At 72.3% G+C, this 12258-nt stretch carries 12 protein-coding genes; 3 read left to right on the forward strand and 9 right to left on the reverse strand.

Going from position 1 to position 12258, the window contains the following annotated elements:
* Positions 1-30 precede the first annotated feature (30 nt).
* Positions 31-345 (reverse strand): c-type cytochrome, encoded by a 315-nt coding sequence (locus OV427_RS12255; protein ID WP_267856266.1) that lies wholly within the window; start codon positions 343-345, stop codon positions 31-33.
* A gap of 364 nt (positions 346-709) precedes the next feature.
* Between OV427_RS12255 and OV427_RS12260 the strand changes: the two genes are divergently transcribed.
* Positions 710-3016, forward strand: coding sequence for a nitric-oxide reductase large subunit (locus tag OV427_RS12260; protein WP_267856267.1), 2307 nt, complete (start codon positions 710-712; stop codon positions 3014-3016).
* 6 nt (positions 3017-3022) lie between these two features.
* Here the strand turns inward: OV427_RS12260 and OV427_RS12265 are convergent, their stop codons facing one another.
* The 8 genes from OV427_RS12265 to OV427_RS12300 all read right to left on the reverse strand — a co-directional run bounded on the left by OV427_RS12265 (position 3023) and on the right by OV427_RS12300 (position 10634).
* The gene (locus tag OV427_RS12265) at positions 3023-3826 is read right to left on the reverse strand and encodes a heme ABC transporter ATP-binding protein (protein WP_267856268.1); all 804 of its coding nucleotides are present in this window, start codon (positions 3824-3826) and stop codon (positions 3023-3025) included.
* The gene (locus OV427_RS12270) at positions 3823-4908 is read right to left on the reverse strand and encodes a FecCD family ABC transporter permease (protein WP_267856269.1); all 1086 of its coding nucleotides are present in this window, start codon (positions 4906-4908) and stop codon (positions 3823-3825) included. Before OV427_RS12270 ends, OV427_RS12265 begins: the two co-directional genes overlap by 4 nt.
* Positions 4905-5834: a heme/hemin ABC transporter substrate-binding protein gene (locus OV427_RS12275; RefSeq protein ID WP_267856270.1), complete on the reverse strand. Its 930-nt coding sequence runs from the start codon at positions 5832-5834 to the stop codon at positions 4905-4907. The genes OV427_RS12270 and OV427_RS12275 overlap by 4 nt, the downstream gene beginning before the upstream one ends.
* Positions 5831-6931, reverse strand: coding sequence for a hemin-degrading factor (locus tag OV427_RS12280; RefSeq protein ID WP_267856271.1), 1101 nt, complete (start codon positions 6929-6931; stop codon positions 5831-5833). The genes OV427_RS12275 and OV427_RS12280 overlap by 4 nt, the downstream gene beginning before the upstream one ends.
* Entirely contained in the window at positions 6931-7596 is a 666-nt protein-coding gene (locus tag OV427_RS12285) for an HmuY family protein (RefSeq protein ID WP_267856272.1), read from the reverse strand. The genes OV427_RS12280 and OV427_RS12285 overlap by 1 nt, the downstream gene beginning before the upstream one ends.
* Positions 7597-7625: 29 nt before the next feature.
* Complete coding sequence (locus OV427_RS12290; protein WP_267856273.1) at positions 7626-9581, reverse strand: TonB-dependent receptor plug domain-containing protein; 1956 nt, start codon at positions 9579-9581, stop codon at positions 7626-7628.
* A 127-nt stretch (positions 9582-9708) separates the two neighbouring features.
* A complete protein-coding gene (locus tag OV427_RS12295) occupies positions 9709-9894 on the reverse strand; it encodes a hypothetical protein (RefSeq protein ID WP_267856274.1) in 186 nt (61 codons plus the stop codon).
* A 101-nt stretch (positions 9895-9995) separates the two neighbouring features.
* Positions 9996-10634 carry a hypothetical protein gene (locus OV427_RS12300; RefSeq protein ID WP_267856275.1) on the reverse strand — a complete coding sequence of 213 codons (639 nt, stop codon included), beginning with the start codon at positions 10632-10634 and terminating at the stop codon, positions 9996-9998.
* Positions 10635-10701: 67 nt separating this feature from the next.
* On the opposite strand from OV427_RS12300, the gene OV427_RS12305 reads away from it, so the two are divergent.
* Positions 10702-11532 (forward strand): LEA type 2 family protein, encoded by an 831-nt coding sequence (locus OV427_RS12305; RefSeq protein ID WP_267856276.1) that lies wholly within the window; start codon positions 10702-10704, stop codon positions 11530-11532.
* 12 nt (positions 11533-11544) lie between these two features.
* A complete protein-coding gene (aat, locus tag OV427_RS12310; RefSeq protein WP_267856277.1) occupies positions 11545-12249 on the forward strand; it encodes a leucyl/phenylalanyl-tRNA--protein transferase in 705 nt (234 codons plus the stop codon).
* Positions 12250-12258 lie beyond the last annotated feature (9 nt).

Consider the following 12258-nt stretch of genomic DNA (forward strand, 5'->3'; position numbering starts at 1 on the left):
AGGTCCTCGCTCTCGCGTGGGGGTCCGCGGCTACTTCGCCGCGAGCCCCCGGATGTGCTCGCGCAGCCCGCGCACCACCGGCTTGTCCGCCAGGTCCGGGTTGGGTGGCATGGCGGGACTGCGGCCGACCGCGCCTCCGCCGTACGCGATGATTTTCTCGATGTGCTCGTCGCTCACCGCCGCCTGCCAGGCCTTGTCCTGGAAGTTGCGTGGCGGCGGCGTGAGGCCCGCGGACGCGGCCCCGTCTCCCCCGCCCCGGGGCCCGTGGCACACCGCACAGCGAGAGTTGAAGACCTCCTCCGCCTCCTGGCGGACGGCGGGCGTGAGCGCGGGCGCGGACGCCACGGCCGGCGGTGAGCTCGGGGACGATGCCCCCTGCTCGTTGCACGCCAGGGCGCCCCATGCGGCACCCGCGGCGACCACCCCGGCCCAACCTCTGCTTCGTGCGGCTTTGCCCCACATCGCGGACCTCCCGTTCCGAGCTGACTCGACGGTGGCCCCTGCTGCGACGGACGTGCCAGGGCGCCTTGCCCCTTGAAACAAGTATTCAGAATGCATGTTTTGCGCGACACCGGGGCACGCGGCGCACGGGCTGCGCGGCCGCGGGAGGCGAGCGTGGGTGCAGGGAACGGCGGCGCGCATGGAACACCGCTTGCTCTGGGGAGGGCTCGAAGCCGCATCGCCACACCCCTCCTTTGGAGCCGCCGTCATGAAACACAAGAAGCTCTGGGCGCTACTGGGCGCCGTCTTCTTCGCCTCGTTCTTCGTCCTTGGAAGAGAGGGCGTGCACATCTCCCGGACGCTGCCGCCCATCCCCGGCCGGGTGGTGACACCCGACGGCACCCTGCTCGTCGAGGGCGCGTCCATCCAGCGCGGCCAGAATGTGTGGCAGTCCATCGGCGGGCAGCAGGTGGGCTCCATCTGGGGGCACGGCGCGTACGTGGCGCCGGACTGGAGCGCGGACTGGCTCCACCGCGAGAGCGTCTTCCTCCTCGACACCTGGGCGCGCGCGGAGGGCCTCACCGGCTACGACGCCGCCCCGGCCGAGCGGCAGGCGGCCCTGCGCGCGCGGCTGCAGGGCGTCATCCGCACCAACACGTATGACGCCGTCACGGACACCGTGACGCTGGACGGCTTGCGCGCCGAGGCGTACCGCGCCAACGCCGCGCACTACGCGGACGTCTTCTCCCGGGGGCGGCAGGCCTACGCCATTCCGGAGGGCGCGCTGACGGACGCCGCGAAGCTGAAGGACCTGGGGGCCTTCTTCTGGTGGACGAGCTGGGTGACGTCCACCAACCGCCCCGGGGAGACGGTGAGCTACACGCAGAACTGGCCCCACGAGCCGCTGGTGGCCAACGTGCCCACGACGGGCGCGTACCTCTGGACGTACCTCTCGGTGGTGCTGCTGCTCGCGGCGGTGGGCGCGCTCGTCTGGTACGTGAGCCGCAGGCAGGAGGAGGGAGAGGAGGCGCCGCCCGCGAAGGACCCGTTCTCCGGCATGGTGTTGACGCCGAGCCAGCGCGCCACGGGCAAGTACTTCCTGGTGGTGGTGGCGTTGATGCTGGTGCAGGTGGCGCTGGGCGGCATCACCGCGCACTTCGGCGTGGAGGGCGAGGGCTTCTACGGCGTGCCGCTGGGGAAATACCTGCCCTATGCGGTGACGCGGAGCTGGCACACGCAGCTGGCCATCTTCTGGATTGCCACCGCGTGGCTGGCCACGGGCCTCTTCGTGGGCCCGGCGGTGAGCGGCGTGGAGCCGCGCTTCCAGCGGCTCGGCGTCAACTTCCTCTTCGTGTGCCTGGTCATCATCGTCGCGGGCGCCATGGTGGGCCAGTGGGCCAGCGTGCAGCAGCGGCTGGGCGGAGACCTCTGGTTCTGGTTCGGCCACCAGGGCTACGAGTACGTGGACCTGGGCCGCTTCTGGCAGCTCTTCCTCTTCGTGGGCCTCTTCGTCTGGCTGTTCCTCACCGCGCGCTCCATCTGGCCCGCGCTGAAGCGGCCGTCGGAGAGCCGTCCCCTCATCCTCCTGTTCGTCATCTCCTCGGTGGCCATCGCCGCCTTCTATGGCGCGGGGCTCATGTACGGGCAGAGGAGCCACCTGGGCATGGTGGAGTACTGGCGCTGGTGGGTGGTGCACCTGTGGGTGGAGGGCTTCTTCGAGGTGTTCGCCACGGTGGTGATGGCGTTCCTCTTCGTGCGGCTGGGCGTGCTGTCGGCGCGGGTGGCCACGCCAGCGGTGCTCTTCTCCACCATCATCTTCCTGGCGGGCGGCATCATCGGCACCTTCCATCACCTCTACTTCTCCGGCACGCCGTCCTCGGCGCTGGGGCTGGGGGCCACGTTCAGCGCGCTGGAAATCGTGCCGCTGGTGCTGGTGGGCCGCGAGGTGTGGAGCCACGTGCGCCTGTCGCGCGCCGGTGGGTGGATGGAGCGCTACCGCTGGCCCATCCTCTTCTTCATCGCGGTGGCCTTCTGGAACCTGGTGGGCGCGGGCGTGTTCGGCTTCCTCATCAACCCGCCGCTGGCGCTCTACTACATGCAGGGCCTCAACCTGACGCCCGTGCACGGGCACACCGCGCTCTTCGGTGTGTACGGCATGCTCGGCATCGCCCTGATGCTCTTCACGCTGCGCATGGCGGCGCCGGAGGCCCGGTGGCGCACGCGCACGCTGGCGTGGAGCTTCTACGCGCTCAACGGCGGACTGGTGTTGATGGTGGTGCTGTCCATGCTGCCCATCGGCATCCTCCAGACACAGGCGGCGATTGAGCAGGGCACGTGGTGGGCCCGCAGCGCGGAGTTCCTCCAGACGCCGCTGATGAACACGCTGCGCTGGCTGCGCGCCCCGGGAGACACCGTCTTCGCGCTCGGGGTCCTCTTCCTGGCCTGGTTCGTGGTGGGGCTGAAGACGGGCTGGTCGCTGGAGCCCGCCACCACGGCGAAGCCCGAGCCGCGCGAAGAAGGCGCCGGCCCCATGGGCATCGCCGCGCCGGCCCCCGCCGCGCTGCGGCGGCGCTGAGGGCACTCACGGTGGAAGGGACGCCCGTCCCGCCGGGAGCACCCAGGGTCCCGGCACTCCCGGCCACTCGGCGATGACCACGTCGAGGCCGAAGGTCTCCGCGATGAGGTCCGCGCGGAGCACCTGCGCGGGCGGCCCCTCTTCCACCAGGCGACCACCGGCCAGGAGCACCAGTCGGTGCGCGTGGCGCGCGGCGAGGTTCAGGTCATGCAGCACGGCGAGCACCGCACCGCCCTCACGGGCGAAGCGCCCCGCCGCTTCGAGGACGAGGTGCTGGTGGGCGAGGTCCAGGCTCGCGGTGGGCTCGTCGAGCAGGAGGTAGCGGTGCCCCTGCTCCAGCGGCGCGGAGAGCTGGGCCAGCACGCGCGCGAGCTGCACCCGCTGCTTCTCTCCACCCGACAGCGTGGGATACGGCCGCGAGACCAGGTGCCGCGTGTCGGTGGCATCCAGCGCCGCCAGGGCCGCCTCCACGTCCGCGCCCTCCGAGCCCCGGCGCGCGTGTGGACTGCGCCCGAGGAGCGCCACCTCCAGGGCCGTGAAGCCGAAGCCCAGGGAGGACTCCTGGGGCAGCACGGCGAGCCGCCGGGCCCGCTCGCGCGGGAGCCAGCGGTTCAGGGGAAGCCCCTCCAGCAGCACCTCCCCGGCCGCGAGGGGCAGCTCTCCCGCGAACGCCGACAGGAGCGTGGACTTGCCGGCGCCATTGGGCCCGACAACGGCGAGCATCTCTCCGGGCTGGAGCACCAGGTCGATGGGGCCGAGCGCCCTGCCCCGCCCACGCCACACCTCCACACCGCTCGCGGTGAGACTCATGCGGCCCCCTTGCGCGCCAGCAGGCCGATGAAGACGGGAACGCCCAGCACCGACGTCAGCGCACCGACGGGCAGCTCCGCGGGCGCCGCCGCCGTCCGGGCCAGCAGGTCCGCGGCCACGAGCAGCGCGGCACCGAGCAGCGCGGAGGCACCGAGCAGGCGCCGATGGTCCGGCCCCATCGCGAGGCGCAGCAGCGCCGGCACCAGCAGCCCCACGAAGCCGATGATGCCCGTGGCGGACACGGCGGCGCCCACGCCCAGGGCCGCGGCGAGGACGAGCCGGCGCTTGAGCCGCTCCACGTCCACGCCCAGGTGCCAGGCCTCGCGCTCGCCCAGCAGCAGCAGGTTGAGGGCGCGGGCCTCGCGCAGCAGCAGCGCCAGCGCCACACACAGCGGCACCGCGGCGGCTCCCACCACGTCCCAGGACGCGCCGCCCAGGCTGCCCCAGCTCCAGAAGGTGATGGAGCGCAGTTGCGCGTCCGTGGCCACCTGGGTGAGCAGGCCGATGCCCGCGCTCGCGCCCGCGCTCACCGCCACGCCCGCCAGGAGGATGCGCGCCGTCTCCGTGCGGCCGTCTCCCCGGCCCAGGCGCTGGGCCAGCAGGGTGGCACCCAGCGCGCCCAGGAAGGCCGCGCCCGGCACGGCCAGCAGGCGCAGCGTGCCGAGCCGCGTGCTCAGGGACACGTCGAGGACGATGGCCGCCACCGCGCCCAGCGCCGCGCCGCTGGAGGTACCGAGCAGCCCGGGCTCCACCAACGGATTGCGGAACAGCGCCTGGAGCGCGGCGCCGCACGTGGCCAGCACCGCGCCCACCAGGACGGCGAGCACCACCCGAGGCAGCCGGATGGAGAGCAGCACCGCCTCCTGCGCGGACGAGAGCCCGCTCCCGATGTCCACCCCCAGGGCACCGAGGACGCCACCCACCAGCGCCAGGGGTGGCACGTGCACCGCGCCCACGGCCAACGAGGCCAGCGCCACACCGACGAGCAACAGCGCCAGGAACATCCAGGGGCTCGGCGGAGACGGCAGCGAGGCGCGCCCCGGGTACGCGGCGGAGACGGGGGCGACGCCCGAGGCGCTCATCGCCCGCTCCACGCGGGCAGGCCCAGCCCATCCTGCAGCCGCCCCACCGCCTTGCCCAACGAGGACCCCACCGCCATGAAGTGGACGTCCTCCACGGTGACGAGCCGCCAGCCCTTCACCTGGGACAGGCCCGGCACGCGCCCAAGGCCCTCCGCGCCCCCCAGGGCCGTCGCCGAGCTGGCGGGAAGCAGGAGGATGTCGGGTGCGGCCTCGACCACCGCCTCCGCCGTCAGCGGCTTGTGGCCGACGAACCGGGAGACGGCATTCACGCCGCCCGCGAGGCGGATGAGCACGTCGGACGCCGTCTCCGCGCCGGCCACCATGAGGACGCCTCCGCCCCGCGAATAGAGCGCGAGGACGCGGAGCGGCTTCCCGTCCTTCCTCGCGGCCACGCGCTGTGAGGCACGCTCGAGGTCCTTCTCCAGCTCCGCGATGAGTGCGGCCCCCCGCGCGCTCCTGCCGAGCCGCTCGGCCAGGGTCCGGATGCGCTGCCGCGCCGCCTCCACCGTGGGCGCGTTGGGCAGCACCACCACCTCCACGCCAGACTTCTTCAGTTGCTCCAGCACACCCGGCGGGCCCGCCTCCTCGGACGCCAGCAATCGCGACGCCCCCGTCGCCAGCACCGCCTCCGCGGAGAGGGCGCGCTGGTAGCCCACCTTGGGTGTCCGCGCGGCGGCCTCGAGCGCGAGGCTGGTGTCATCCACGCCGACCACCTGCTCTCCGGCGCCCAGGGCGAACACCGTCTCCGTGACGGCCGGGCCCACCGTCACCAGTCGGGGCTCGGCGCCCGGGCCCTTCACGGGTGCGGCGGATGGCGTCGGAGCCTGGACGGCAGGCGCCTCCGGCGGAGCAGAGCCGGTCGCGTGAGCACTGGCCGACACCATCAGGGCAGCGAGAAACACGGACATGTTCCGTGCACCGCTCATGGCAGCACCTCCACCAATTCCCGCATCAGTGCCTGCCACGCGGGCAGCTCGGGGAGCCCCGGCTTCCGCTGCCCGAAGACGAGCGCGATGTTCTCCCCCTCCGCGTCGAACAACTCCAGCGACGTCACCACGCCATCGCGCGTGGGCTTGCGCACCACCCAGGCGGAATGGATGTGGTCCGCGCGCACGTGCAGGTTGAAGCCCGGGTCCAACACATTCAGCCACGGCCCCATCGTGCGCACCGTGCGCACCGGTCCGGTGTGAATCTGGATGCAGCCCGGGTTGCCGACGAAGACCATGATGGGCAACCCCGACGCGGCCACCCTGTCCAACACCCACGCCAGGGACATGGGAGCCACGGGAGTGGCCAGCTCCCGCCCCACCAATCTCAAGGCCTGCGTCCGCGCCACCTTCAACCGCAAGAGGAGCGGGAAGAAGTCATGCGTGTCCTGGAGCGCCTTCCAGCCGGCGCGGAGTCCCTCCACGTCCACCTCGCCATCCGGGCGCGGCGTCTCCACCGGCCTGGCCCGCTCCACGGGAAGGGCCTGGACCTGGTCCACATGGGTCAGCGTCTCCACCAGCGCGTCGAACGCCGCCGCGCCCCCCGCCTCCTCCAGGAAGACCTTGTGCACGGCCGTTCCCGTCGCATCGAAGAACTGGAGGCTGCGCCGCGGCCCGTCCGCCAGGCTCTCACGCAACGCGAGGCCGAAGCGCCAGCGCGACAGGAAGAGGCGCAGGTCGATGTCCGCGTCCAGCACCAGGGCCCGGAGCCCGTGCAGCTCCACGTTGCGCCAGGTGCCCCGCTTCTCGTGGACCGCGTACGCGTTGCGCGTGAGCGACATCACCCGCCCCAGTGACTCCATCCGGGGCAGGAGCACGTCGAAGAGCAGGTCGAGGCGGACGGCGTCCTCGCCAATCCCCGTGGCGAGGAGCTCCGCCTCGCTCACGCCGAGCACTTCCGCGGCATCACGGGTCCGCGTGCGGGGTTGGGATTGTTTCAGCGCCTGCCAGCGCTGGCGCAGGAGGGCGGGCCCGGTCGCCGCGCCCGTGACAGAAGGCTGTTGCACCATGAGGGGCACCTCGGTGTCGGTACGCATCAGCGGGAGCCAGGAGCCGCGTCGACGTGCCCACCCGAGACGGGGCCCGACACCTTTGCCCAGTGCAGCTTCAGCATCGCGGGCGTGCCCGCGTCGTCGTAGTAGGAGAGCAGCTCCACCTTGAAGTACGCGCCCGAGTCCGAGCGCACCACGTAGACGAGCGGCCGCGGACTGAGCTTGTGCGTCGCCGGGTCATAGGCGTACCAGCCGTCCCCCGCCTGGAAGACGGTGTCCGGGTCCGCGCCCACGTCGTCGCCATCCGCCGCGTCGGTGGTGTAGCCGCTCGATGGCGCCTGGGTCACCTGCGCGAACGTCTTGTCGGCGAGCACCGCCACCTGCACTCCGCCAGTGCCACTCACGCCGCCGCGCGAGCGGATGCCGAAGCGCTGGAAGGACAAATCCCAGACGGTGTCCTGCGCCGCATCCACCTGCTTGCCCAGGTCCAGGTCCAGGCCAATCCACGCCTCCTTGCTCGTCGCGTCCACGGTGGTGGTGAACGAGCCGTCACCGTTGTCCTGGTGGCGCACGTGGGTGCCGTTCTCCGGCAGTTCCTGCTCGTCACCGGGCGTGGGCTCGAGGTCATCACCACACGCAGTCAACAGCCCCGCCAGCAGCAGGCCTGCGGCACGACGGGAGACGCGAGAACGCGGGGAGAAGCGGGACATGAAGGCTCCTTCAGGTTTGGGTTGGAACATCACAGGCGGGCGGAGAGCCCGGCCTGGAAGGTGCGAGGGGGAATGGGCAGGTCCGTGGGATTGCCCGCATCCGCGAGGTTGGTGCCCATGACGAAGAGCTGGAGTTGCTCGCGAAGCCTCCAGCCGACACGGGCGTCCACGGTGACGTAGGGACGGGCGTCGTAGGGCTCCACCACTCCGTCGCCGTTGGCGTCCGGGTAGAAGGGCCGCGGGCCCACGAGCGCGCCGCGCGCCCAGGCCTCCACGCCCGACTCGCGGTGGCGCCAGGACACCTGCGCCGTGAGCCGGTGACGGGCCTGTCCCTCCAGCGAGAGCCCGGTGGACTCGGAGCGGCCGTCGGTGAGGGTGTAGGCCAGCTCGGCGCTGATGCGCCCCGGGAGGCCCTGGCGCACGCCCAGCTCGCCGCCGCGCAGCGTGGCCCGCGCCACGTTGACGTAGGTGAAGAGCGACTGCTCGCCCCCCTCCTGGAGCGAGACGCCAATCATGTCCCGCAGCGTGTGGTGGAAGGCGCCCACCCAGAGCAGCGACGTGCTGGCGGGCCGCAGCTCCCCAGACAGCGTCACGCTGCGCGAGCGCTCCGGCCGGAGGTCCGGGTTGCCTCGCACGGCGTAGCCGACGGAGGGGTTCTCGAAGTCGAGCAGCAGCTCCTGGAAGCCCGGAGCGCGGTAGCCAAAGCCGTAGCCGCCACGCAGCGTGAGCCAGGACAGCGGGTCCACGCGCAGCGCCAGCCGGGGCGTGACGACCGAGCCGAACTGCGTGTCCGTGTCCACGCGAGCGCTGGGGACGAGCACCAGCCCCGGGCCCGTCGCCACCGTCCAACTGTCCTGCGCGTACACGGAGCCTCGGGCCCGCCTTCCGCGCCCCGTCTCCAGCCGGTCCGACGACAGCCACTCGCCCAGCAGCTCCGCGCCCGCCACCATCACGTGGCGCGCATGGGGCCGGGCGTCGAGCTGCGCGCCCAGCCGTCCCTGCTGGTCGCGCGTGTCCTCCACCGTGTCCAGCGCGGACGAGCGCCGCTGGTCCCTCAGGTAGCGCCGGTCGAACCAGGCATACGCGGCGTCCGCGCGCAGCGTCGCGCCGCTGCCCAGGGTCCACGAGGGTGCCAGCCGCGCGGAGACGGAGTCATCCCGGCTCGCGCGGTCGAAGATGGCGCCCGCGACACCCAGGTCCACGCCCCGCTGCGTGCGCCGCGCGAAGGATGCGCTCCCCTCCAGCGCGCCGCCGCCGGTACGCAGGTCACCCTTCGCGGAGACGTCGAAGCCCTCAATGCTGCTGCCCGTGGTGCCCACGTCCGCGGGGTCCAAGTCGTAGGCGTCCGCCCGCTGCAGGCCGCCGCTGAGCCTCACGCCCCAGCCGTCGCCCCGTGCCTCGCCCGTGCCGTCCAGCTCCAGCCGGCTCAAGCTTCCGTAGGATGCGCGCAGCTCCGCGCCCAGGGGCCGCCGCGCGCGCCGGGTGATGAGATTCACGACGCCAGCCACCGCGTCGCTGCCGTAGAGCGCCGACGAGGGCCCCTTGACGATTTCCACCTGCTCGACGTCTTCCAGCGACAGCCGGGACAGGTCCACGCCGCCGGCCACGCGCCCGGCGACGCGCTCGCCATCCACCAGAACCAGCACGTACTCGGACCCGAGCCCCTGAATCTGGAGCGTCGCCCCGGAGAAGGAGTGCACCACCTCCAGGCCCGGGTGCGCCGCGAGCAGCTCCGCCGCGTTGCGCGCTCCGCTCAGCAGGATGTCCGCGCGGGTGATGACCTCCGTGGCCACCGGCGTCTCGCCCAGCCGCTCCGCCGTGCGCGAGGCCGTCACCACCGTCTGCTGCGCGGCGGGCCCGTCCGCCTCGACGTCGACCCCGGGCACGGGCACGGGCACGCCGCCATCCGCATCCGGCGGGGCCTCGCCCCACGCCGCCAGCGGCAGGACACACGTCAGGATGAGAAGACACCCGCGCCAGGACATACCGCGTCCTCCGGCTCACGGCCGGCGGGCCTCCCGTGGGAGACCCCGTAGGGCGCTGGGCTCAAGGGCCTCGGGCCTCAGGAAAGACACTGCTTCCGGGCCCGGGAGGCCCGGCTACCGCACGGACTCAGCGACCTTCGCCACGCCCGCCTTCCACCCCGCCCTCCGGCCCCCGCTCCAACGGCACCACGAGCGTGCGGTGGCACCGCCGGCACTTCAGCTCCACGCCCCCGGGCACCAGCCGCGCCAGGAGGCTGCCGCACAGACACCGCAGCTCCCCTTCTCCGCCCTCTGGCTGGCATCCCTCGCGCATCGCGGCTCCGTGGCTCGAAACGGCGCAGACGATATTGATACTGATTATCAGAGTCAACCACCAACCCACACCGGGCTCCTGGAGAACGGAGGCGGGGTGGATCAGTGCACCTTGGCGCGGGCCTGCGCTTCACGGGCCGCGCGGGACTTGCGCGTCACCATGCGGGCGATGCCGTAGTAGAGCTGGTCCTCGGTGTACACGCGGCGCACGCGGCGGTAGGTGCCGGGGACGTAGGCGGAGCCGGGACGCTCCAGCCACTGGAGGACGCGCACCTCGCCGGTGTGGGCCAGCTCGGTGAGCAGCTCCGGCGGGCACAGCTTGAGGTAGCGGCGCACCAGCGGCCCGAGCTTGCGCGAGAAGGCCTTGCCCAGCACCGCGTGGCGCCGGCCGGAGTGCAGCGTCCCGTCGAAGCGGCGCGACAGGTGGAAGAGCTCGTGCAGCACCGTCTCCACCCGGGCCTGCGCGGTGGAGGCGCGGAAGAAGAGGGGCCGCAGGGTGATGCAGTAGAGCATCCGCTTGCCGCGAATCCGGATGATGGGCTTGCGGCGACCGGTGCGGTCCACGCTCTTCCCACCCCGGAAGCACAGCGGCTTCACGGTGCCGCGGGAGGCCCGGCGCGCCTCGCCAGCCACCACCAGGATGCGGCCCGGCTTCACATGGCCGAACTCCGGCATCTTCGCCGCGATGTCCCGGATGAGGGTGCGGAGCGTCTTGTTGAAGTTGGGGCGGCGTCGGGCCACGAGTGGTGGACAGTCTAGCGGAAAAGTCCTTGGGTCGGTCCCCAGGGTGGCCACAATGTCTAACGTCATGCGCTCGACTTCGCCCCTCTTCCTGCTGTCCGCCCTGCTCACCCTGGGCCTGGGGTGTGCCTCGGCTCCCACGAAACCCTCGGGCCCGGCCGTGCTCACCTCCCAGGAGACCACCGTCCTCTCCCAGGGCCTCACCGAGGCCGCCGTGCGCTACCGCGCCCAGGTGGCCAGCCCCGCCCCCGCCGTGGTGGAGCGGGCGGACTACGAGCTCGTCTCGGACGGCCAGGTGGTGAAGACGGGCAGCGCGAAGCTGGACGTGCGGCTGGTGCCGGGCGTGCCCGCGGACGTCTCCTTCGACGAGCGCGCCCCCTATGTGAAGAGCCCCGAGGACCTCGCCCGGCTGAGCACCCAGGGCGGCACGCTGCTGCTCGCGCTGCGGGGCACGCTGGTGGTGCGCTCGGGAGACCAGGAGGAGAAGGTCCCCTTCGCCGCCAGCCGCGCGGCCCGCGTGCCCCGCCTGCCCACCGTGGTGGTGGCGGAGCTGGACGGCGCGCGCTACTCGCCCGAGGAGGTCCAGATCAACCTCCGTCTGGGTGTGCACAACCCCAATCCCTTCCCGCTGAAGTTGGAGGGACTGAGTTTCCAGGTCTCCGTGGCGGGGAAGAGCCTGGAGACGGGGACGCTCGCCCAGGCGGACAGTGTGGATGCGTCCGCCACGGGGGTGTACCCGGTAGAGGTGGCGGTGACGCGGGACACGTACGGCCCGGAGGTGAAGGCGCTCATCTCCAAGGGTGTGCTGCCCTATGGGGTGACGGGCGAGCTGACCGCGCCGCTGATGCGCGTGCCCTACTCGCTGTCCGGTGAGGTGAAGCTGAACGTGTCCCGGTAGAATGCCGCGCGCGTGCCCATCTACCTTCTGAGTGACGAGCACCCGGAGCTGTTCCCTCCTCCGGAGCGTGCCGACAAGAGCGGCGTGCTCGCGGTGGGAGGCGACTTGCGGCCGGAGCGGCTGCTCGCCGCGTACTCGCGCGGCATCTTCCCCTGGTACAGCGAGGGGGACCCCATCCTCTGGCACTCGCCGGACCCGCGCTTCGTGTTGGAGCCGGACCGGCTGCACGTGGGGCGCTCGCTGCGCAAGACGATGGCCCGCGGCGACTACGAGGTGCGCTACGACACGGCCTTCGCGCGCGTCATCGAGGAATGCGGCCGCGCGCCGCGCCCCGGCCAGAACGGCACGTGGATTACCGACGAGATGCTGCGCGCCTACGTCACGCTGCACGAGCTGGGCTTCGCGCACTCGGTGGAGGCGTGGGCGGAAGGCGAGCTGAAGGGCGGCCTGTACGGCGTGTCCCTGGGCGCGGTCTTCTACGGGGAGAGCATGTTCGCGCTGGCGCCGGACGCGTCGAAGGTGGCCTTCGTCGCGTCGGTGGAGCGCTTCAAGTCGTGGGGCTTCCAGCTCGTCGACTGCCAGGTGGAGACCGAGCACCTCGCGCGCTTCGGCGCGGAGCAGTGGCCGCGAAAGCGCTTCCTCGCGGCGCTCGCCCGCGCGCTGAAGGAGCCCACCCGCCGTGGGAAGTGGACGGACCCGGCGCCGACGCCGGCCTGAGCGCCGCCG

Source organism: Pyxidicoccus sp. MSG2 (assembly GCF_026626705.1).
GTDB lineage: Bacteria > Myxococcota > Myxococcia > Myxococcales > Myxococcaceae > Myxococcus.